The sequence below is a fragment of the Bacillus sp. 491mf genome, assembly GCF_900112415.1.
GTDB lineage: Bacteria > Bacillota > Bacilli > Bacillales > Bacillaceae_G > Bacillus_A.
On sequence record NZ_FOLV01000002.1, the window covers coordinates 278,506 to 298,647 of the forward strand.

A 20,142-nucleotide genomic window follows, 5' to 3' on the forward strand; every position below is an offset into this window, starting at 1 on the left:
ATAGCATGTTTACGAAGCAAAAGTTGCCATTTGAAGTGGGGAAACAAGATAATTTTTTCGACAAGTTAAATGAGTGGATTGGAGACGTATTTTACGACGTTTTACCAGAAAAGGGATTTGAAGAGCGTGATGAGCAAATTTTTATGGCGTTTCAATTAGAACGAGCATTTCAAGAGAAAAAAGTAATGTTTGCTGAGGCGGGTGTTGGAACAGGAAAAACGATTGTATATCTGCTATATGCAATTTGTTATGCGCGCTATACAGGAAAGCCAGCTGTTATTGCTTGTGCAGACGAAACATTAATTGAACAGCTAGTAAAAGAAGAAGGCGACATTGCGAAATTATCAGAAGCATTAGGGTTATCAGTTGATGTGCGTCTAGCTAAATCAATGGACAATTATTTATGCTTACGTAAACTTGAAGATGTAATGAGTGGACGAGCTCCAGAAGTAATTGAAGATTTATATTATGAATTGCCACAATTCGTATTTGATCATGGAACGCTGCAAAACTTTACTCATTACGGTGATCGCAAAGAGTTTCCGTTATTAAATGATGAAGAATGGTCAAAAGTATCGTGGGATTATTTCCAAGATTGTTTTACATGTGAGTCCCGACATCGCTGCGGACAAACATTATCTCGTGAACATTATCGTAAAGCTGCAGATTTAATTATTTGTTCGCAAGATTTCTATATGGACCATATTTGGACATATGATGCGCGTAAACGTGAAGGACAAATGCCATTGTTACCAGAGAGTAGCTGCGTTGTTTTTGATGAAGGTCATCTTGTGGAGTATGCAGCGCAAAAAGCACTTACGTATCGTTTAAAACAAACAATGATGGAACAACTTTTAACACGACTACTGCAAAATGATATTCGCGAAGAGTTTGCTTATTTAGTAGAGGAAACAATTTGGCAAACAGAGCAGTTTTTTGAGGCGCTTAAAGAAAGTAAGAAGGAAATTGCTGGTTCTAATCGATTAGAAATTCAATTAACAGAAAAAGTCACGAAAGAAGCGAAACGCCTATATGCAAAAATCTCTGAAGTCGGCGATGCGCTAGTTTTTGAAAGTGAAATGTACACAGTAAACACATATGATTTAAATATTGTTGATGAGCATTTGGATGTATTAGAGCATTCATTACGCTTATTTATGCATGAGAAAAATGTAATTACGTGGGGAGAAGAAAGCGATGGTTCCTTTACGCTTGTAATTATGCCGCGTGCTGTAGAAGAAGTGCTACAAGAAAAAGTATTCTCCAAAAAAATCCCGTACATCTTTTCATCTGCAACATTATCAGAAAATGACTCATTTGCGTTTACTGCAAATAGCTTAGGGGTAAAAGATTATTTATCATTCTCTGTTGCTTCACCGTTTGATTATGAAGAACAAATGAAAGTGTACTTACCGTCATATACGAAGGAAAATGAATGGGAACGAAAATGTCAATATACACTTGAGAACATTCAAAAAACAAATGGACGCACGCTTGTATTATTCCGCACAACACAAGAGCTTGCGGCGTTCAAAGAATATGTGAATAAAGAGCAAATGTCTGTTCCGTTCTTATATGAAGGAGACCAGGAAATTAGTCAGCTTGTTTCTCGTTTCCAAAATGAAGAAGAGACTGTGCTTTGTGCGGTTCATTTATGGGAAGGTTTAGATATTCCAGGTTCATCTTTATCTCATGTTATTATTTGGTCGCTTCCATTCCCTCCAAATGATCCTGTATTTGAAGCGAAGCGTAAGCACGTGAATGATCCATTTTGGGATGTTGATGTACCATATATGATTTTACGTCTTCGTCAAGGAATCGGTCGTTTAATTCGTACGAGTGAAGATGAAGGATATATTTCGTTATTCCTATCAGAAGATGAAAATGAAAAGGTAGTAGAAGCTGTGAAACAGGTGCTTCCAGTAGAAGGTACAGTGCTTTAGAGTGACATCTTTCTCTTTTTAATCGGAAAAAGCTTGGCGTTTGCTAAGCTTTTTTTCTATTAGAAAAGGAATTTATTTGTTTATGTCGAAATAAGGGTGAGGTAGAAAAAGGAGGTTTTTATAATATGACGATTGCTACATATGAAGTAGAAAAAGAATTTTTAGCATATGTGAAAAAGATTGGAAATTACGGGGAAGCATTAAGTCTAATATTTTGGGATTTACGAACAGGAGCACCGAAGAAGGGTGTCGATCAGCGCTCGGAAGTAATTGGGATGCTTTCATCAGAGGTTTTTTCATTATCGACTTCTGATGAGATGGAACGATATTTAAAAGAATTAGAACAGCTAATTGCAGATAATAAAATTTCTGAAACAACGAAGAAAATTGTAGAAGAGTGCCGCAAAGAGTATGATCGGAATAAAAAAATTCCACAGACCGAGTATGAAGAGTTTGTCAAATTACAAGCAAAATCGGAAAGTATTTGGGGAGAAGCTCGTGAAAAATCTGATTTTGAAATGTTTCGGCCATACTTAGAAAAAATTGTTGAATATAAGAAGAAATTTATTACATATTGGGGTTATGAAACTTATAAATATAATACGCTTTTAGATATGTATGAGCCAGGTATTACGGTAGAAGTGTTAGATCATGTATTTGGACAACTACGTGAGCGTATTGTTCCGCTTGTAAAAGAAATTTCCAAGTCCGATAAAGAATTAAAAACAAATGCTTTATTTGAACATTTTTCAAAAGAACAACAAAAGAATTTCACTTTAGGGTTACTAAAACAATTAAATTATAATTTCGAGGCCGGTCGTCTAGATGAAACGATACATCCTTTTGAAATAACATTAAATAGAGGGGATGTTCGCATTACGACTCGTTATGATGAGAATGACTTCCGCATGGCAGTTTTCGGAACAATTCATGAATGTGGACATGCTGTATATGAACAAAATATTTCAGAAGAATTAGAAGGTACACCGCTTTGCAGTGGTACATCAATGGGGATTCATGAATCACAATCATTATTCTTTGAAAACTTTATTGGACGTAATAAATCATTTTGGAAGAAGAATTATGATGTATTGAAACAATTTAGTGATGGACAATTTGAAAGTGTATCACTAGATGATTTCTATGATGCAATTAATGAGTCAAAACCTTCCTTTATTCGTATTGAAGCGGATGAACTGACATACCCGCTTCATGTTATGGTTCGTTATGAACTGGAGAAAGAATTATTTGATGGAACATTAGAAGTAAAAGACTTGCCAGCAGCATGGAATGATAAAATGGAAAGTTATTTAGGTATACGTCCAGAAACGGATGCACAGGGTGTACTCCAAGATGTGCATTGGTCAGATGGATCGTTTGGCTACTTCCCATCTTATGCACTTGGTTATATGTACGCAGCGCAATTTAAACATAAGATGTTAGAAGAGATTCCAAACTATGATGCATTACTAGCGGAAGGAAACGTGACACCAATTCGTGAATGGTTAACAAAAAACATTCACCAATATGGGAAAACGAAAAAGCCTTTAGAAATTTTACAAGATGTAACGGGTGAAGGATTGAATGCGAATTATTTAGCAGATTATTTAGAGGCGAAGTATAAAGAGATTTATGAACTATAAAAAGGAAAAGGAGCTGCTTCATTGCAGCTCCTTTTTGTGAACTAGGGGGTTAAAGAGTGGGGTATATTTTTAAAGCGATGACACAAGAGGAAGCAAGGGAAATCGCATATAACTGGCATTATGAAGGGGAATATTCTTTTTATGATATGGAAGCAGACATGGAAGATTTAGAAGGATTTTTAAACGATGAATTAAGAGTAGACACTACATTTGTAGTTCAGGAAAACAAAATGCTGGTTGGCTTTTTTAGTTTTCATAAGATAGACAATCAAACAGTGGACATTGGGTTAGGGATGAGGCCTGATATAACAGGAAATGGTCTTGGATTAAAATTTGTAAAGGCTGGGTTAGCCTTTAGTGAAAAAAAATATCACCCTAAATATATGACGCTATCAGTCGCGACATTTAATAAAAGGGCAATTAAAGTATATAAGAAGGCAGGATTTAAAGCGGTTGGTACATTTGTTCAAGAGACAAATGGCGGGCGCTATGAGTTTTTAAAAATGATGTATTCGATTTAGACCTTCGGGTACATGGATTCAATAGATATACTTGAAATGAAGCAGAGGGGGCTCCCTCTGCTTTTCATTTACCACAATTTAAAGCCTTTCGAACCAGGCGGCGCATTTTGAATCATATCTATAAACGGAATCGTGTAGGCGAATAAAATAAGTAGTGCTGTAATACCGAGCCATAGTTTCCAGTTCTCAAAGACCATTGGTGGTTGATCAGATGCATCAGATACTTCTGCAACTGGAAATTCAGTATGGCCTTTTGGTGCGAAGAAAGCAAGGTCTAGGAAAATGATGATAGCTAAAATGATTCCGACAAATAAAATTGTGCCGCCAACTGCTTGGGCAATTTGATATGGTATCCATTCAACTGCTTGTGGTGCATTGCCGTATGTGGAAAAAGAAGAGCGGCGCGGAGCTCCTAATAATCCAGCAAAGTGCATTCCAGCAGACATGAAAAACATTCCAAGTGACCATACACAAGTTTGAATCATCGCAAGGCGATTCATCTCTTTTGTCAATACACGTCCTGTTAAGTGGGGGATTAGCCAATAGCCAATTCCAAAAAATGTGAGTACAACAGATGTAGCTAATGTTAAATGAAAATGTCCTGTTATCCAGATGGTATTATGAACTACTTGATTTAATTGATGACTTGCATTTACAAGTCCTCCAGCTCCGGCTGGGATAAACATAAGCATTCCAACGAACGGTGCAAAGAACCTAGCGTCAGACCATGGAAGCACACGAAGCCAACCGAATAGTCCAGTTGCTCCTTTTGAACGTCCATATTGTTCAAATGATGCAAATAGAGAGAATGCCGTCATTAATGAAGGGATAATAACCATAAATGTTAAAACAACCTGTAAGTATTTCCACCCCGGATCGATTCCAGGTTCTGTTAATTGGTGGTGAAATCCAACTGGAACGGAAAACAATAAGAACAAAATAAACGATAAACGAGCGAGAGAATCACTAAAAACTTTTCCACCAATAATTTTTGGAATGATGACATACCATGCCATATAAGCAGGAAGAAGCCAAAAATAGACGAGTGGATGACCAAAATACCAGAATAATGTTCTGCTGACAAGAACATCAATTTTATCAACAATGCCTAGGCTCCAAGGAATGAATTGTACGAGTGCTGTTGCAGCAACGCCAATCGTTGCAACAAGCCAAAGGAGCATTGTAATAACAGCCATGAAGCTCAGCAATGGACCGACTTTTCCTTTATTGTGTTTCTTCCAGGTGCGATAGTGAGCGAACATTGCAAAACCGCTAAACCAACTGCCGACAATAACGAGGGTAAGACCGATGTAAAAACCAGGATGAGCTTTTAGCGGAGCATAAAATGTATAGAGAACGGTGGCCTTATTTAACAGTATAAAAACAGCGGTCAGGGCGGTCCCGATTGTCATAAGCCAAAAGCCAATCCAACCTGTCCTCCGCACGCCTTTTGAAAGAGTGCCTGTTGTTTTACTCATACAAGCAAATAAAAAACCGATAATAAAAAATGTTGTTAATACGAGTCCTAGTAATACGCCGTGTGTTGTTAACACTTGATAATAACCAATATTAGCTGGAAGATTAAACTTTCCAGATCGGACAAGTACTTGTAATAGTCCGCATAATCCGCCTAAGAATAGAGCGATAAATGCAACATGGATATGAGCCATTGCTAATTTTGCATCGCGTTTACTTATTTTATCTTGCAGTGCGATCATTTCTCAGTCACCTCTACTTTCGCGCTCATCATATGATGGCCTGTTCCGCAATATTCATTGCATACAATTAAATACTCACCAGCTTTGTGAAACACTTGAGAAGCTGTGCTCACATAGCCGGGCTCGATCATCATATTCACATTTGTTCCCGCAATTTCAAAGCCGTGTACAACATCTTTCGTTGCAACAACAAAGTCAACTTTGGCCCCTTTTGGCACTTTAATGACATTTGGTGTAAAGGAAAATGCTTGTGAGACAATGGTTACTTGATAATGATCTTTCCCGACTTGCTTTACACCAGGGTGATCAAAGGGAGCAGTCGCATTTACTTTTTCTGGATTGATTGTCGTTAAGCAACTAGGCGGCTGGTTTCCCATATAAAACGCGCTTACTCCAATTACAGCTAAAAAAACAAATAATGAACCGATACCGAAAATGAGCCAAATTTTTTCGTACTTATGCAAGTGCATATCTCATCTCCCCCTTATTTCTGAGTAATACTACAATCGATTTACAAAAATTTGATATACACTAAACCATGTAAAGATTAAAAAGAATCCAAGGAAAAAAACAAAAATTAATGTACCTTTAAGTGAGCTCTCCTTTTGTTTTCTCTTCACCGGTTGTTGTAATTTACGTTCCCCCATGTTTCTCCCTCCTTGAGAAAGTGAATCTTACAGTTTTATGATACGAAAAATTCCGACAATTTCTATATCGTCAGCGTTGCTTTCAAAAATTGTTCATTAATACAATTAAAACTATGCTGATGATGAAAAGTTGATAAATCATGGTTTTTTGCCGTTTTTGTAATGATGAAATGTGAAAAAAATGTGAAGTTCATGTTGATTTACAATAGGAGTAAAAATATTGATTTTGAAATTAGTGGATTATGATGACGGAATGAAAAGGATTGCAAAAGTCGAACGAAAATGGTTGATAAATAATTTTTGTACGTGTTTTTTAAGAAGATACTTTTCAAAGTAAAAAAAGTGCGTTATAATCCTTCTATAAAATAAATAAGTTAGCAACACTCATATAATCGCAGGGATATGGCCTGCAAGTTTCTACCGAGGTACCGTAAATGCTTCGACTATGAGTGAGGACGAATATATTACTATAGTTGCATTCTTTTTTTGCAAGCTCCAAAAGCACGTCCCTCACTTGTATTGGGTGAAGGCTGCTTTTGGAGTTTTTTATTGCATAAGAGGAGGAACAAACTATGAAATTATTAAAAGAAAAAATTATGAGTGAAGGAAAAGTATTGTCAGATGATGTGTTAAAGGTAGATGCATTTTTAAATCATCAAATTGATCCAGTGCTTATGCAAGAAATCGGAAAAGAGTTTGCAAAGCGTTTTAAAGACGAAAAGATTACAAAAATCGTGACGATTGAGTCTTCAGGAATTGCTCCAGCTGTGATGGCTGCATTACAATTTGGTGTAACGGTTGTTTTTGCAAGAAAGCGTAAATCGTTAACATTACAAGATAATATGTATACTGCAAAAGTATATTCCTATACAAAGCAAGAAACGAACGAAATCTCTATATCGAAACAATATATATACGAAGACGATCGTGTTCTTATTATTGATGACTTTTTAGCAAATGGTCAGGCAGCACTTGGCTTAATAAATTTAGTAGAGCAAGCTGGAGCAACAGTAGCAGGTATCGGAATTGTAATTGAAAAAGCATTTCAAGATGGAGGCAGTAAATTGCGTGAGAGTGGTGTTCATGTAGAATCGCTTGCGGAAATTGCATCGCTTGACAACGGGACAGTTCGCTTTGTGGAACACGAAGTAGCGGAGGTAGAATGATGAAGCAACATCCTTTTAAAATTGCGTCTTTAGGTATTCAACATATGCTTGCGATGTATGCCGGAGCAATTATCGTTCCGCTTATTGTCGGCGGCGGACTTGGATTGAATCAGCGTGAACTTATGTATTTAGTATCAATTGATTTATTAATGTGCGGCATTGCGACGATTTTACAAGCGTTAACGAATCGCTTCTTCGGTATTGGACTTCCGGTTGTGTTAGGCTGCACTTTCACGGCAGTTGGACCAATGATTGCAATTGGTAAGCAGTACGGGGTATCTGCAGTGTATGGCTCTATTATTGCAGCAGGACTTTTCGTTGTGTTATTTGCTCGTGTGTTTGGAAAACTTGTAAAGCTGTTTCCGCCAGTTGTTACAGGTTCAGTTGTAACCGTTATTGGAGTTACATTAGTTCCAGTCGCGATGAACGATATGGCTGGTGGTGTAGGAAGTAAAGACTTCGGTAGTGTATCTAATTTAGCGTTAGCATTCGGTGTATTATTATTTATTATCATCATGTACCGTTTTTTTGACGGGTTCATTCGCTCTATTTCGATCTTATTAGGATTATTATTTGGCACAGCAATTGCTGCGTTAATGGGGAAAGTAAGCTTACAAGCAGTAGCACAAGCAGACTGGTTTCATGGAGTACAGCCATTTTACTTTGGAACACCGACATTTGAATTAACGCCGGTCATTACAATGATTCTCGTTGCTTGTGTAGGAATTGTTGAAGCGACAGGTGTATATTTTGCATTATCTGATATTTGTAAGAAAGAAATTGGTGAAAAAGAGTTAGCGAAGGGATACCGCGCAGAAGGGATTGCGATGGTGTTAGGTGGTATTTTTAACGCATTTCCGTATACGACATATTCACAAAATGTCGGACTTGTCCAATTAACGGGTGTGCGTAATCGCGTGGTCATTTACACATGCGGCGGTATGCTAATTGTCCTTGGATTTATTCCAAAGATTGCAGCAGTAACAACAATTATTCCAAAGCCAGTACTAGGCGGTGCAATGCTTGCTATGTTCGGAATGGTTATGGCATATGGTATTAAAATGTTAAGCAGCGTTAACTTTGCAAAACAGGAAAACTTATTAATTGTGGCGTGTTCTGTAGGAATGGGGCTTGGTGTTACCGTTGTGCCAACGTTATTCTCCCAGCTTCCAGAGAGCGTTCGTATTTTAACAGATAACGGCATTGTATTAGGAAGTGCATCAGCAGTGCTTTTAAATATTGTGTTTAATATGGTTCCGCAAAGGACAACGAAGGTAAAAGAAGAGCAGATTTCAATACAAAGTACAGTTTCTGAAGCGTAAGAGAAAGCAGTGTCTCAAGATGAGACACTGCTTTGTTTTTTTAGCGGCATGCCTTTTCCATATGTGCCAAGGCGCCAAATATATTCAAGCGGTCCGTATTGATAACGAGAGAGCCACCAGCGGCTGATAAAGATTTGGATGATATAGAAGCCAATACAAAAAAGTGTACCGCCCCAAAGCGGAAAAATAATATTTGCCTTGAATAGTAATCCAAATACGAATAACGAAACGATTGTTTGCGAGATATAGTTCGTTAATGCCATGCGGCCAACATATTGGAAAGGACGGAATACCTTTTGCCATTTCGCATGCTGCAAGAGACGCATAAGTGTAAAAATATAAAAAATGAATAGTGTCTTTCCACTTAGTGTAATAAATGAAATCATTGAAAACGGTACGTATAGATCGTTCATAGTAAAGTAGGTAATAATAATCCCCCATGTTGGTAAAGTAGCAAGGAAGGTAATGATTTGCCATTTCTTAAGTTTTGTATCAATCTCGTTTACGCGGCGAAACATTTCTTTTTTTCCGGCATATAGACCGAGTAAAAAGAGACCAACTGTTTCTGGTAGCATGATTAGAGAACCGCTAATTTCTTCTGAGTAAAAAGTAGTAAAGCGATCTTGAACTTGCAAGTTCCAATCTAACAAGGGAACGATAGGTGCAGATAAAGTGTCAAGTGCTTCAGGTGTCATATTTAGTGCTACTAAATTCAACATCAACACAAAAAGTTCCCAAATACTTAATAAAATGAGAGACCAGATTAATAAAGTTTTTGGCTGTCTTTTATAAAAGAAAAGTAGTACGAAGCCACTTATTGCGTAATTATGTAAAATGTCGCCGTCCCAAAGTAGTACATAGTGTAAAAATCCGAATAAAAATAAAATAAGTAGTCTTCGTATAAATAATAATTTTGGATGCTTTGTTTTTTCTTCTGCGCGCTTCATAAAAATATAAAAGCCAAGACCAAATAAAAATGAAAAGATAGTGTAAAATTTTGTTTGGACAAATAGATCATAAAATAATCGGATGTAACGATCAAATCCTTCGTAAACAGTCGTTAAATCTCGAGACTCGATTCCAGCTAACGTAGGCCAATTTACAAGGAAAATACCAAAAATAGCAATCCCTCGTATCATATCAATAGAATGAATTCTTTCATTTTGTGAAATGCTGTTCATATTTCATCTCCTTATCGATATTTCTTTAAGTATAATACAGGATGAATTGTAAGGTGTATAAATTTCCAAAATTTTTCAACTGTTAACAATTCACTTGTGAATTATAATAAAAATGCACAACAATCTACAATTCCTTTAAAACAGGCAGTATGAAAGCTCTCTAAAAGGGAGCTTTTCTTTTTGAAATATATATTGATAATCATTCTCTTTAATGATACAATATCTTTAAAATTGATAATCATTATCAAAAAAAGTAAGGTGTGATAAATATGGTATATGCATTTTTAGGAGGAACAATTGTTTTATATGCAGTTGTTACAAAGCATGTGTTACATCGAGTAGGAGCAACTAAATAATGAACTATACTACATAGAAATCCTTTTCATTTTCACAGAGAATGAAAAGGATTTTTTATTTTTTTACTGTGAAGATGCTGAAAATTTAGTAATATATATAAGGTGGAAACATCATGGAATAAAGGGGCACGAGGGGATGACAAAAACAATGCAAACAAACAGTTTAGAAAAACTCGTTTGTTTTTATGAAGAATGGCAGAAAAAAGGAGATATTGAACAGAGCGAAAAGTTGCTTGAAGTTGTACGAAAGTATAAAGAAGACCAACTGATGATTGCATTTTGCGGGCACTTCTCTGCTGGGAAATCAACAATGATGAATTATTTATTTAAAAATCAATTGTTGCCAACTAGTCCGATTCCAACGAGCGCGAATGTTGTAAAAATAGAAAAAGGACAAAATCGCGTTGTTGTTAGTTTAAAATCAGGACAGAAATACGAGTATGACGGTATGTATACAGCAGAAGAATTAAAAGAGCTTTGCAAAAATGGTGATGAAGTGATTGGTATTCATATTTATCGCGTTGATGCACCGCTTCCAGAAGACATTGTTCTTGTTGATACACCGGGTATTGATTCAACTGATGATGCCCATCAACTTGCAACAGAATCTACATTGCATCTTGCTGATGTGATTTTTTATATGATGGATTATAATCATGTGCAATCAGAAGTAAATTTACAGTTTGTTAAAGAGTTAAAACAGCGCAACAAAACCGTTTATCTTGTTGTGAATCAAATTGATAAACATAAAGAAAATGAATTGCCTTTTGACGCATATCAAAAAAGCGTAGCGCAATCATTTTATAATTGGAATATAGAAGTAGATGGTATATTCTATACGTCTTTACGTATGCCAAATCATTCACACAACGAATTAGGGCAGCTAGAGGAATGCCTTTCCTCGATAGTAAAGGAAAAAGATGTGTATGTAAAAAGAGGAATGGAAAGAGAAGTATCTTATTTGTTACAAGAACATTTTTCGTTTTTACATTCACAATATGAAAAACAATTGGAACCGTTTCAAAACGAGTTAGCATCGATGTTATCACTTCAAGACGTAACGGTGGTTTTAGGACAGCTTGCAGAAAATGAAAAACAGATTGAACATACAGAAGCAGAAATGAAAGAGCAGTTTTTTAGCGGTTTGCAAAATATTTTAGACAATGCGTATTTAATGCCGTTTGAGATGCGGGATTTAGCAAATCAATATTTGGAAACGAAGCTTACAAAATTTAAAGTTGGTTTACTGTTTTCAAAAGGAAAAACAGAACAAGAAAAACAGCGTCGTTTAGAAGTGTTTTATGAGGCACTACAGAAAGCAGTAGAAACGCAGCTTGATTTTCATATGAAAGAGTACGTTGTCTCCTTTTTTAAGAAAAAAGAGTTATTCACAGAAGAGCTTGGAAAAGGAATACATGATTTAAATGTAGATTTTACTCCTGCATTACTAGAAGCGACTATTAAACAAGGAGCAGGATTTACTGGAGACTATTTGCTTCATTATACAGCAGATGTTGCAAATGAATTGAAGAAACGTTATCGTCGTGAAGCGCAAAATATATTTGAAAAAAGCTTGACGCTCTTGCACAGCAAAGTACAAGCTGATAGAGGGCATATACGAGAAGAAATAGCGCAATATGAATCGATAAAAGAGGCAAAGACAATACAATTACAGTGCATGCAAGAGTATGATCAGTATGAAAAATATTTACAAGATATATGGCACAATCGTACTTCTGTTTCACAAAGTATAGATATAGAAACAGCTTTACAACAAACAAAGAACGTAACAAACGAAAAATTTCAGTTACAAACACAAAGCGAATTAGAGAGTGAACTTACTAATAATGAGCCGAAACCAATCACGGAAACAAAGCTTAACATTGCCAAAATCATAGAGCATGTTAAGGATGCAGAAGATGTTTTACAGCACATTCCAGCTCTTAAACATGTACAACAAGAAATTATGGAGAAAAGGAAACGTGTGGAAGCGAAACAGTTTACAGTGGCGCTATTTGGAGCGTTTAGTGCTGGGAAATCTTCCTTTGCGAACGCATTATTAGGGGAGAAGGTATTACCAGTATCACCTAATCCTACAACAGCAACAATTAGTCAAATTTTGCCAGTAACAGATGAGTTGCCGCATGGCACGGTAATTGTCCAGTTTAAATCAGAAACGGCACTGTTTGAGGACTTAAAGGCTGTTTATAAATTATTTTATCGTGAGATTACTTCGTTAGAAGAGGCGCTTTTGCAAATTGATGATGTACTGCAATATCCAGCACCAAGTGGTAGACAAAAAACAACGTTTAGTTTTTTACGTGCTGTAAAGCGTGGATATGATGATGTAAAGCAGCGTTTAGGAGAAAAGTCTCATGTAACGTTAGCTGAATTTGCAGATTATGTTGCGAGCGAAGAAAAATCATGTTTTGTAGAGTATATGGAGCTTTATTTTGATTGTGAGTTAACGAGACAGGGCATTGCACTTGTAGATACGCCAGGGGCAGATTCTATTAACGCTCGCCATACAGACGTAGCGTTCCAGTATATAAAAAATGCAGATGCGATTTTATTTGTAACATATTATAACCACGTATTTTCACGAGCAGATCGAGAATTTTTAATTCAACTTGGTCGTGTGAAAGATACATTTGCGCTTGATAAAATGTTTTTCTTAATTAATGCGGCTGATTTAGCACAGTCCGAAGAGGAGTTACAAACAGTAAAAGGATATATTAGCGATCAATTACTACAGTATGGGATTCGTAATCCACGCTTGTTTGCAATATCTAGTTTATTTGCATTAGAAGAAAAACAAGGGAAAGATATTTCGAAAGCAGCGTATGGCATTCTAGAGCAATCTGGTCTTGCACAATTTGAACAAGCTTTCACTTCGTTTATTATGAGGGATTTAATGCTTGTGTCGGTTCATTCTTTATACAGCGCACTTCAAAATGGTCATAAGCTTCTTGCAAATATGATTGAAAGCGCAATGCAAGGCAATGAAGTAAAAGAACAACAACGAAAAAAATATGAAGCAGAACGCGAAGAACTGCTTCACATGATTTCTTCTCACAGCGTAATAACAGAGGAAAAGTCTTTGGAAAATGAAGCAAAAGAACTTCTGTATTATGTAAAGCAACGGTTATTTTTACGTTACAATGATGTGTTTACAGAATTTATTAATCCAGCTTCTTTACGAACGCAAGGGAATGTGAAAGATAAATTACAAGAGTGCATGATGGAGTTAATTGCTTTCTTACAACATGACTTATTACAAGAAATGCGTGCAACTTCACTGCGTCTTGAAAAATGGATAAATGAAACAATGAAACATGTACAACAAGAAGTAATAGAGCAATGTGTTACAAGAAATGAACAGCTCGTAGTTCAGACAGAGGTAACATACGACTATCGCGTTCTTACTCATGAAAATCCATTTCCAAATATAGAAGAAAAACAATTTAAAAGAGCGTTAGCTCATTTTAAAAGCGAGAAAAATTTCTTTGAGAAAAATGATAAAGCATTGATGCAAGAAGAAATGAAGCAAACGTTAGAACCGTTTGTAGCAGATTACGTAACGGAAGAACAACGCCTATTTATTAATCATTATAATCAAGAATGGCTTCATAGATGGGAACTTGTGAAAACAGCTATGATGCAAGATGTAACACAATACTATGAAAGTTTATTATTTGTGTTATTGGAAACAATTGATGTTTCTGCATACGAACAGCGAAAAGAAGAATTAGGAAAACAATTAATAATACTAGAAGATGAACTAGAAGATACGTATTAAGAGAAAAAAATACGTTCAATACGTTTTTGTAGTACAGTATCTAATGATTTTACAAATCCGGCAAATTCATCTGAGGAAACCATATGAGTTAGGACGAGACGTCTTCCGTCTGGCGTTTCGCCGCATAAGACGAAGGAAGTGAACTCATATGGTTTTCCTTCTATCGTTAATTTTGGATAGGAGTACGTACCGTTTTTCTTTTTCTTCTCATCAATGGAGATTATATTGCACTTCTTTTCATTGTTGTCCATAATAATGACCTCCTTTGTATTACTTATGGAAGACAAGTATGGTTTAGAACAAAGAGGAGAGAGAATTTTCATGGGAGAATTAGTAATAGAACATGTTTTACCAAATGAGGCGCCGCTCCAGCTATTATTACTTGCTGATCCAAGCGAACGACAATTGAAATCGTATCTCCATCGGGGCATCATTTATGTCGCAAAGCGCCTTGAAGATGTGATTGGAGTGTATGTATTGTTAGAAACGCGCCCAAGTACAATGGAAATTATGAATATTGCTGTTTCTGAAAAAGAGCAGGGAAAAGGCATCGGAAAGCAGTTGTTACAGCATGCGATTCGAACTGCAAAAGAACAAAATATGCACACGCTTGAAATTGGCACAGGCAATTCTAGTGTTTCACAGCTTACTTTGTATCAAAAATGTGGATTTCGCATCTTTTCTATTGATTTTGATTACTTTTCAAAGCATTATGAAGAAGAGATTATGGAAAATGGCATTGTATGTCGTGACATGATTCGGCTTACAATGCACTTACAGTAGGAGGAAGAGGACATGGAAGTACATGAAGCAATTACAGCACATTCTCGTAAACAAAATGAAGTGGTGAAAGCATTTCTACAGTTAGATGCACAGCGTGAAGCGGCGATTGAAGCGGCTGTATCACTTGCATCAAATGGAAAATCTTTCTCTGTTGATGTAATTAATATGATAACAAAACAAATTAATGAACTTGCAAAAAACGGCATTGCACAGCAACGTAAAATTGTAACAGAAGAGATGGTAATGGAATACGTAGGACGTTTAAAAGAGAAAGAAGGTCGTTAAGTATGATCGTTACAGTCGAATGGTTACATGAACATTTACAAGATGAGCATGTTAGAATTATTGATTGCCGTTTTGACTTAACAAATCCAAATTGGGGAAAAGAACAATATAATGAAGCACATATTCCGTTTGCGCTCTATTTTGATTTAAATAAAGATTTATCAAGTGCGGTTACAAGGCACGGGGGACGCCATCCGCTTCCACACATAGAAGAATTTGCCCAAAAGCTTTCGCAAGCGGGGATTGATGAACATACGACAGTTGTGGCCTACGATAGTCAGGGGGGAGCGATGGCTTCTCGCCTTTGGTGGCTCTTAACTTATCTTGGGCATGATAAAGTGTATGTATTAAATGGCGGTTTCCCGGCGTGGAAGGAACAAAATTTTGAAGTGATGAGTGAGATACCGGTCTTTGCACCGAAGACGTTCATTCCATCTATACAAAACGATTTTGTTGTTACAATGGAAGAACTACAAGCGAAAATTAATAAACGTGCAGATATAGCGCTAATTGACTCGCGAGAACCAAAACGTTTTACAGGATTAGAAGAATCAGTTGATAAAGCAGCTGGCCATATTCCAACTGCGCAAAATTACTTTTGGAAAAATGGTGTAACAGAGTCTGGTGCTTTTAAGACGCAAAAGGAACAAGAAGATCGTTTTATGCATCTTGATAAAGAGAAAGAAACGATTGTCTATTGCGGATCTGGTGTAACGGCATGTCCAAATGTATTAACATTAAAAATGGCTGGTTTTACAAATGTAAAATTATATGTAGGCAGCTGGAGTGATTGGATTTCTTATCCTGAAAATATAATTGTGAAAGAAAAACAGTAGCCTATTGCACCTTAAAAAAATTTGTATTACAATAGGGGCACAAACAACAAATACTTAAAAAACAAATTATTTTACACGTTGCGAACAATGTGATAAGATAACGACAAATAAATAAAACATCCTGCGGTGTGCGTAACTTATTTATGTCTAAAACCGATGTTAGTAATACGGAAGTTCGATATTTAGGAGCCAACATCATGCCTTTCTTTGAGAAGGAAGATGAAAGGCAACTGTGAGAACATCCACCTGCGAGTAGCGGGTTTTTGGACATTTACGAGAGACGGCACGTGCGGGGTTCTATTTATACTTATGGTTCATAATAATTACCTACGATGTACGTAGCTTGTGTATGTCTTAAACCAATGATAGTAATACGGAAGTTCAATATTAAAATGTGGCCATCAAGCCATCTTTTTAAGAAGGAAGATGAAAGCGTTTTTGAGAACATCCACCTGCGAGAGCGGGTTTATGGACATCTAGAAGAGAACGGCATATGTGGGGCTATATAAAAAACCTTACGTTTTATACGTAAGGTTTTTAATTTGTTGAGAAAACATTTTTCTTTTTTGACATATGAGTTCGTTACTATCCAGAGAATCCAACATAACCGATACTTACGTTCTCCTTTTGTTTACACCTTGCCTGTGGCAGAAAACAGGCCCTGACCGCTTCTATGCATAGCCAGCCTTCTAAAAAGAGCGGCGGTTTTTTACTTATATAGCATAGAGCTTTTTAATGTTATCTGCATTCACCTGTAAATTCTCCATAATAAACATAGCACTTTCGATCTTCATCAATCTCCCTAGAGTCTAAGGCAAATTCCATTAATATTCCGTTCCTATGAACGTACAAAATATCTGAATGGAGGTATGTTAAGATATCCTCATGATTCCGTACATCATTACTTTCTATCAAAATTGAACTTTCTCCTTGTAGTTCTCTAATCTCAAAACCTATATGTGAATATATTGTTTCTGAAGAATCTTCGAAGAACGTTTCTTTTTTGACATATATTACTGCTGTTCCATCAGAGTCCATCGCGGTCGCTGTTACGACATATGTATCTCCTTTTTTTATGAAATACTCGCAAGTCATCCTTGCGACCGTTTCAGAGATAGAAATATCCGGATAGTTCCATAAAGCAGGATATTGCTTAGCTTCATCATTAAGTCGATATTCTAATCGCAATAGTAATCCCTCTTCCTTTTTCTTCTATTTTATCATGAATTCTTTTATAATAGTAATATAATCTATAAGGAGTGTGGGAAGGTGACAAAAACGAAATGGTTAGTAACAGGTGTTCTTACTTCTTTAATGACTAGCACTTTATCAGGTTGTACAAAAGATCTCCCTCCAAAACCAAATGATAGGAGCTGTTCCGATTGGGACTTTGATGATGAACTTGGAGTGTGGCGATGTGATGATAATCATTCAAGTTATCGTGGACATTATTATTACAGCGGTAACTATTATCAAAATAAGTCAACTTTCAAAAATTCGCCTGAATTTAAATCCTATCAAGCTTCGTCTAATTTTAAAGGGGGAATTGGAAGCGGTTCAAAAGGAGGATCTGGAGGTTAAATCATGTCGACTTATATAAAGGAACGTAGGCAATTTTATTCAAGATTTCCTCATTTTTGGTCTGACTTATATGGAAGTGAGTATAGCCTTTTTCATGTTTTTGAAATAACAGAGCAAACTGTTAGAAATTTACAATTAGCAACAGAACGAATGGGAGAAGTATTTTTTAAGACTGCTAGACTTCTTCGCACTTTGGCTGACGATCAGCTTCTTGAACTTGGCTTTCCATCTTCAAGTTTGCCTTTTATCAGAATGAAATCTCTGTTTCCTGAATCTGTTATTTCACGGTTTGATTTTGCTTTAACAGATGGTCGTATCAAAATGCTTGAGTTTAATAGTGATACACCAACTTTTATTCTAGAATGTTTTCAAATGAATGGAGAAGTGTGTAAAGAATTAAATTATCTTGACCCAAACGAAAGTCAAGAACGTCTTCTTTCTTCTGGTATCACAAAAGCAGTAATGGAATTTGCTAAAGGAATAGAAATGCCAAACGTTGTTTTCACAGCGCATCATGAACATATAGAAGATTGGAATACTACTATGTATTTGAGTCAGTTATGTCAAGTTGAAAATAAAATGGTATCAATGTCTGACCTCAGAATTACTGAAGATGCCTTGCTCGACAGAGACGGTGTACCAATTGATATTTTGTATCGGCAAACATATCCTATTGAAGATTTAGTTGAGGACCGTGATCCTAAAACTGGAGATTTTGTAGGAATTGAGTTGTTGCGACTTGTACAGGAAGGAAAACTTTTTATTATAAATCCTATTTCATCCTTTCTACTACAGCCAAAATCGATTCAATGCTTGATTTGGGGATTAGCTGAGATGGGAGCTTTTTATACGAATGAAGAACGACAATGGATTAAAGAATATATGCTTCCTACATACTTAGAACCAGATCAATTCTTAAGAAAGAGTTCTTTTGTTCAAAAACCTTCGTTTGGTAGAGAAGGTGATACGGTTACAATTCGTGACAAAGATACAAAGGTTGTAATTCAAAATGCATATCAAACATATAAAAAAGAACTCCCTGTATTTCAAGAGTACATAAAGCTTCCAGTTGTTTCTTTTGAGACTGAAAAAGGGAACGAAGAGCTATCGTATGTGTTTGGCTCGTTTTTAATTGCTGGGAAAGCAAGTAGTATTGGTATACGTGCTGGTGAAAAAATTACGGGAAATGAATCTTATTATTTACCTGTTGGAATTAAAAAGGAGGGTTATAAATGATGAACTTTTTACTTTATTTAGCAGTTTCACTCGGTCTTTTATGTATCGGTCTGTTTCTAATGGAAGTGACAACAAAAGTGAAGGAATTTTCATTAATGGCTAAAGGGAATCGTGCAGCAAGCTACGCACTTGGAGGAAGGCTTCTTGGTCTTGCTATCGTTTTGTATTCGGCTACTGCTCATTCTGTTTCACTAATGGATATGGCTTTATGGGGAGGGATTGGAATTTTAGCACAAATCGTTGTATTTTATTTAGCCGAATTGTGCACACCGCGTTTTAACATTAATCAAAGCATCGAAGAAGATAACCAAGCCGTCGGAATTTTCCTTATGTTTTTATCAATTTCTATCGGAATTGTGATTGCTGGGTGTTTAACATATTAAAAAACCATAAAAATTAGTATTAGAATAAGAGTGTTTCGAGTCTAAATCGCTTTCTATATAAATTAGTTTTACTTTTTCGATATATAAGTTGCGACTATGCAAAAGAAAAGGAGTCTGCACTTGGTTTCTCCTTTTCTTTTACATTGCGTCTGGCCCACCGAAAAAGAATGGTTTTATGTCGTTATTAATTTGGATTTATATAAAAAATACTTGTTGTAACAAAAAAAGTTTGAATTCAAAGTGTTGACATCTATTTTAAATAGGAGTAACATTTTTCTTGTAACTAAATATGTCTCTGTTAGGTGAGGCTCCTGTATAGAGAGATGCTACTGCCCAAAAATGTCGAGAGACGCCAATGGGTCAACAAGAATGATCGAATTAAGGTCTTTTTTAATGTAGCTGGTTAAGAACCTATGCTATACAGTGCTAAAGCTCGGCGAGGGAGAGGTGCAATTGTTTTTAATATAGGCTACATGATATGTAGTTGTATTAAACGTTGCTTATTTATGTATGTTCAGACCTTTACTCGCTCTCGGGTAAAGGTCTTTTTTATTACGGTGTATCAATTATACATAGCTAAAAATAATCATTTGAGGAGGTGAGGAGCAATGTCAGCTTCGGACTCGGTTCCGTTACCCAGGTATTTCGAAAATAGAATGTGTGATGTAGGTAGGAAACGACTTGTTCCTCCCTCTATATCTGTAAATAGATAAATTGAGAAACAATGAGTTTCTTCCTGCAT

General features: G+C 36.2%; 18 protein-coding genes, 2 other RNA genes and 2 riboswitches. Of the genes, 14 read left to right on the forward strand and 6 right to left on the reverse strand.

Annotated features, from left to right (window positions below):
- Window positions 1-5: 5 nt before the first annotated feature.
- The 3 genes from BM211_RS04265 (at window position 6) to BM211_RS04275 (ending at window position 4,107) form a co-directional block, all read left to right on the forward strand.
- Entirely contained in the window at window positions 6-1,943 is a 1,938-nt protein-coding gene (locus BM211_RS04265) for an ATP-dependent DNA helicase (protein ID WP_035434979.1), read from the forward strand.
- Between the two features lie 125 nt (window positions 1,944-2,068).
- Complete coding sequence (locus BM211_RS04270; RefSeq protein WP_035434977.1) at window positions 2,069-3,586, forward strand: carboxypeptidase M32; 1,518 nt, start codon at window positions 2,069-2,071, stop codon at window positions 3,584-3,586.
- A gap of 56 nt (window positions 3,587-3,642) precedes the next feature.
- A complete protein-coding gene (locus BM211_RS04275; RefSeq protein ID WP_035434975.1) occupies window positions 3,643-4,107 on the forward strand; it encodes a GNAT family N-acetyltransferase in 465 nt (154 codons plus the stop codon).
- Window positions 4,108-4,175: 68 nt separating this feature from the next.
- Here BM211_RS04275 and BM211_RS04280 read toward each other — a convergent pair whose 3' ends face one another.
- From BM211_RS04280 to BM211_RS04290, 3 genes are read right to left on the reverse strand one after another with little or no spacing between them, the layout of a single operon-like run.
- A complete protein-coding gene (locus BM211_RS04280; RefSeq protein ID WP_090995264.1) occupies window positions 4,176-5,825 on the reverse strand; it encodes a b(o/a)3-type cytochrome-c oxidase subunit 1 in 1,650 nt (549 codons plus the stop codon).
- Window positions 5,822-6,295, reverse strand: a complete 474-nt coding sequence (locus BM211_RS04285; RefSeq protein ID WP_035434971.1) for a cytochrome c oxidase subunit II — start codon at window positions 6,293-6,295, stop codon at window positions 5,822-5,824. Before BM211_RS04285 ends, BM211_RS04280 begins: the two co-directional genes overlap by 4 nt.
- A gap of 30 nt (window positions 6,296-6,325) precedes the next feature.
- Window positions 6,326-6,472 (reverse strand): cytochrome c oxidase subunit 2A, encoded by a 147-nt coding sequence (locus BM211_RS04290; RefSeq protein ID WP_090995267.1) that lies wholly within the window; start codon window positions 6,470-6,472, stop codon window positions 6,326-6,328.
- Between the two features lie 364 nt (window positions 6,473-6,836).
- Window positions 6,837-6,938: riboswitch (purine riboswitch) on the forward strand.
- A gap of 106 nt (window positions 6,939-7,044) precedes the next feature.
- Here BM211_RS04290 and BM211_RS04295 point away from each other — a divergent pair.
- Window positions 7,045-7,638, forward strand: coding sequence for a xanthine phosphoribosyltransferase (locus BM211_RS04295; protein ID WP_035434970.1), 594 nt, complete (start codon window positions 7,045-7,047; stop codon window positions 7,636-7,638).
- Window positions 7,638-8,960 carry a xanthine permease PbuX gene (pbuX, locus tag BM211_RS04300; protein ID WP_090995270.1) on the forward strand — a complete coding sequence of 441 codons (1,323 nt, stop codon included), beginning with the start codon at window positions 7,638-7,640 and terminating at the stop codon, window positions 8,958-8,960. The genes BM211_RS04295 and pbuX overlap by 1 nt, the downstream gene beginning before the upstream one ends.
- A 14-nt stretch (window positions 8,961-8,974) precedes the next feature.
- Here the strand turns inward: pbuX and BM211_RS04305 are convergent, their stop codons facing one another.
- Window positions 8,975-10,141, reverse strand: a complete 1,167-nt coding sequence (locus tag BM211_RS04305) for a DUF418 domain-containing protein (protein WP_035434965.1) — start codon at window positions 10,139-10,141, stop codon at window positions 8,975-8,977.
- Between the two features lie 492 nt (window positions 10,142-10,633).
- Here BM211_RS04305 and BM211_RS04315 point away from each other — a divergent pair, with 492 nt between their 5' ends.
- Window positions 10,634-14,296, forward strand: coding sequence for a dynamin family protein (locus tag BM211_RS04315; RefSeq protein WP_090995272.1), 3,663 nt, complete (start codon window positions 10,634-10,636; stop codon window positions 14,294-14,296).
- On the opposite strand, the gene BM211_RS04320 is transcribed toward BM211_RS04315, so the two are convergent.
- Window positions 14,293-14,547, reverse strand: coding sequence for a DUF3931 domain-containing protein (locus BM211_RS04320; protein ID WP_035434961.1), 255 nt, complete (start codon window positions 14,545-14,547; stop codon window positions 14,293-14,295). The two genes, BM211_RS04315 and BM211_RS04320, sit on opposite strands and share 4 nt — an antisense overlap.
- A gap of 70 nt (window positions 14,548-14,617) precedes the next feature.
- Between BM211_RS04320 and BM211_RS04325 the strand changes: the two genes are divergently transcribed.
- From BM211_RS04325 to ssrS (BM211_RS04345), 5 genes are all read left to right on the forward strand, one after another.
- Window positions 14,618-15,079, forward strand: coding sequence for a GNAT family N-acetyltransferase (locus BM211_RS04325; protein ID WP_035434959.1), 462 nt, complete (start codon window positions 14,618-14,620; stop codon window positions 15,077-15,079).
- A gap of 12 nt (window positions 15,080-15,091) precedes the next feature.
- On the forward strand, window positions 15,092-15,364 hold the full coding sequence (locus BM211_RS04330; RefSeq protein ID WP_035434957.1) for a YpbS family protein: 273 nt from the start codon (window positions 15,092-15,094) through the stop codon (window positions 15,362-15,364).
- Between the two features lie 2 nt (window positions 15,365-15,366).
- Window positions 15,367-16,200 carry a sulfurtransferase gene (locus BM211_RS04335; RefSeq protein ID WP_090995274.1) on the forward strand — a complete coding sequence of 278 codons (834 nt, stop codon included), beginning with the start codon at window positions 15,367-15,369 and terminating at the stop codon, window positions 16,198-16,200.
- A gap of 115 nt (window positions 16,201-16,315) precedes the next feature.
- Window positions 16,316-16,500: non-coding RNA, 6S RNA (ssrS, locus tag BM211_RS04340), on the forward strand.
- Between the two features lie 21 nt (window positions 16,501-16,521).
- Window positions 16,522-16,706: non-coding RNA, 6S RNA (gene ssrS, locus BM211_RS04345), on the forward strand.
- Window positions 16,707-16,938: 232 nt separating this feature from the next.
- On the opposite strand, the gene BM211_RS04350 is transcribed toward ssrS (BM211_RS04345), so the two are convergent.
- On the reverse strand, window positions 16,939-17,388 hold the full coding sequence (locus BM211_RS04350) for a hypothetical protein (protein WP_035434954.1): 450 nt from the start codon (window positions 17,386-17,388) through the stop codon (window positions 16,939-16,941).
- 81 nt (window positions 17,389-17,469) lie between these two features.
- On the opposite strand from BM211_RS04350, the gene BM211_RS04355 reads away from it, so the two are divergent.
- Genes BM211_RS04355 through BM211_RS04365 form a run of 3 tightly spaced genes read left to right on the forward strand, consistent with a single transcriptional unit; the run spans window position 17,470 to window position 19,400 of the window.
- Window positions 17,470-17,781: a hypothetical protein gene (locus tag BM211_RS04355; RefSeq protein WP_035434953.1), complete on the forward strand. Its 312-nt coding sequence runs from the start codon at window positions 17,470-17,472 to the stop codon at window positions 17,779-17,781.
- 3 nt (window positions 17,782-17,784) lie between these two features.
- Window positions 17,785-19,017: a glutathionylspermidine synthase family protein gene (locus tag BM211_RS04360; protein WP_090995276.1), complete on the forward strand. Its 1,233-nt coding sequence runs from the start codon at window positions 17,785-17,787 to the stop codon at window positions 19,015-19,017.
- Window positions 19,014-19,400: a DUF350 domain-containing protein gene (locus BM211_RS04365; protein WP_035434951.1), complete on the forward strand. Its 387-nt coding sequence runs from the start codon at window positions 19,014-19,016 to the stop codon at window positions 19,398-19,400. Before BM211_RS04360 ends, BM211_RS04365 begins: the two co-directional genes overlap by 4 nt.
- Window positions 19,401-19,687: 287 nt before the next feature.
- Window positions 19,688-19,853: riboswitch (M-box (ykoK) riboswitch) on the forward strand.
- Window positions 19,854-20,142 lie beyond the last annotated feature (289 nt).